The organism is Kitasatospora sp. NPDC092286, assembly GCF_044755565.1.
Classification (GTDB): domain Bacteria; phylum Actinomycetota; class Actinomycetes; order Streptomycetales; family Streptomycetaceae; genus Kitasatospora.
In genome coordinates this window covers 1-2,020 of record NZ_JBIVRD010000015.1, presented here as the reverse complement: position 1 = coordinate 2,020, position 2,020 = coordinate 1, and the positions used below count along the sequence as shown (strand labels likewise).

Here is a 2,020-nt window from a genome sequence, read left to right as displayed (position 1 = left end):
TATTCCTGCCTGGAGGTCCGCGTGTGCCAGCACGGATCCGTCGTGGTTAACCCGCCGTACCCGCCCCCGGCGCGTCGCTTCCCCGCGTCAACTGCGGTGACAGGAAGGCGGGCTCATGCACCCCTGAGGCACTCCGGTCCGGGCCCCGGTACGTCGTGACCCGGTCGGGTTCCTGCCCGAGGACGGCTCCCCGGAGGACCTCGCCCTGGGGCTTGACGGGTGAACCGGTTTGCGCGGCGTACCGGACGTCCCTGACATGTGACCTACCGTCAGCCCCATGTCTCGGGTACCTCGTGGGTTCATGATCGTGGTTCTTGGCGCGTTTGGCGGAGGATCCTGGTTGGGGGGTGCGCCGGCGGCGTCCGCGGCATCGACGGTGACCCAACTGGACATCGCCGGCAACTGCTCCCTGTCGTTCCAGAACACCGACGCCGCCGGGGTCGCGTACTTCATCGTCGAGCCGATCGGCACGTCGGGCGATCCGTGCCGGATGCAGATCGCCGATTCGAACGGTGTCCCGTCGGTGGACGTCACCGCGATCGGCACTCCGGCGGTCGCGTACCTCGACGCCGCCGGTACCTATCAGGAGCAGGTCACCGACGTCACGCAGGGCTCGGTGGCCGGAGGCTCCAACCCGACGGTGACGGGCAGCCCGGTCCTGCCGACGCTTCCGGCGGGCAAGGCGACCAGCGGCGGCTGCTCGAAGGCGCTGCAGACGCGCACCGTCGCCGGGGTAGTGGTGCCGCAGTACGCCACCGGCTGGAACATCGTTTCGAGCGACAGCGGCGCGTCATGCACCAACCAGGTCGGCGCGGTCGGCACGAGCCCGTCGGCCACGGTGGCCGCTGACACGGTGCAGGTCGCCGTTCCCGACCCGTTCGGTCTCTCACTGACCAAGTCGGTCACCTCCGGCGGGGCCGTGATCACCACGGCGAACGTCGGCCAGACCGTCACCTACCAGTACACCGTCACCAACACCGGCCAGGTGCCGTGGACGGTCTCGGTCAACGATGCGCACCCGGGCCTGTCCCCGGTCACCTGCCCCGGCACGCCATTGCCGGCGGGGCAGAGCCAGACGTGCCAGGCCGCCTACACCCTCACCGCGGCAGACGGGGCCGCCGGATCGGTGACCGACACCGCCACGGCGGCCGGGCTCGACCAGACCAGGCCGTTCGCCACGGGAGCCACCGTCACCTCCGCCCCCGCCACCGCCCGGCTCAACGTCACGGCCGCCAGCTCGTCTCCCTCTTCCTCCCCGTCTTCGAGTCCGACTTCCTCCCCGTCCCCTTCTCCCTCCCCGACTTGCTCTCCGTCCCCGAGACCTTCCGCGACACCGAGCGCGGGGCACTCGGTCGCCTCCTCCCCGGCCGCCGTGGGCCAGGAGCTGCCCGCGACCGGAACGGGGGCCGGCCGGACCGGGTGGATCGCTGCCGTGCTCACCGCGGCAGGGGTGACCACCGTCCTGATCGGCAGGAGGCGTCAGCAACGGCACTGACCCCGTCCGGACGGGCGCCGTTGCTCCCCGTTCCTCACCTCCTCCCCGGTCCGGGCCCGGGATTTGCCTCAGGCGCCCGGTCGGCCTATCGTTCTCTAGTCGCTCGACAGGGAGCACCGGACACGCATCGGCGCGGACGGTCCCGGGGCGGCCAATCCACGAAACACCACTTCCCGGTTCTGCCGGGTCGCGTCTGCTTTTCGGGTCGCGGCTCGGGGTGAATTTGGCGTGCGCGTTTATATGGATTGTGGCTGGATTCGCTTTCCGGAGCGGGGATCGGCTAGAGTTTGGAACGTCGGACGGGCCATCAGGTCGCGGAAGACAGCAGTGAGTTGGGTGAGTGAAACTCCGGAAAACGGAGCGGAAAACATCTGATAAGCTGAGAACACGAAAGAACGAAGCGCCCGGAGGGCCCGCTGGAAGGCGGTCCGAAGGAAGTGTCCGTTCCTTGAGAACTCAACAGCGTGCCAAAAGTCAACGCCAGATATGTTGACATCCCCGGCCTCGGATTGTTCCGGGGTTGGA

At 68.9% G+C, this 2,020-nt stretch carries 1 protein-coding gene; it reads left to right on the top strand.

What is annotated here, in order from left to right:
- The first annotated feature begins 376 nt into the window (after window positions 1-376).
- Window positions 377-1,495: a hypothetical protein gene (locus ACIQIB_RS17280; protein WP_400758759.1), complete on the top strand. Its 1,119-nt coding sequence runs from the start codon at window positions 377-379 to the stop codon at window positions 1,493-1,495.
- The last annotated feature ends 525 nt before the right edge of the window (window positions 1,496-2,020 follow it).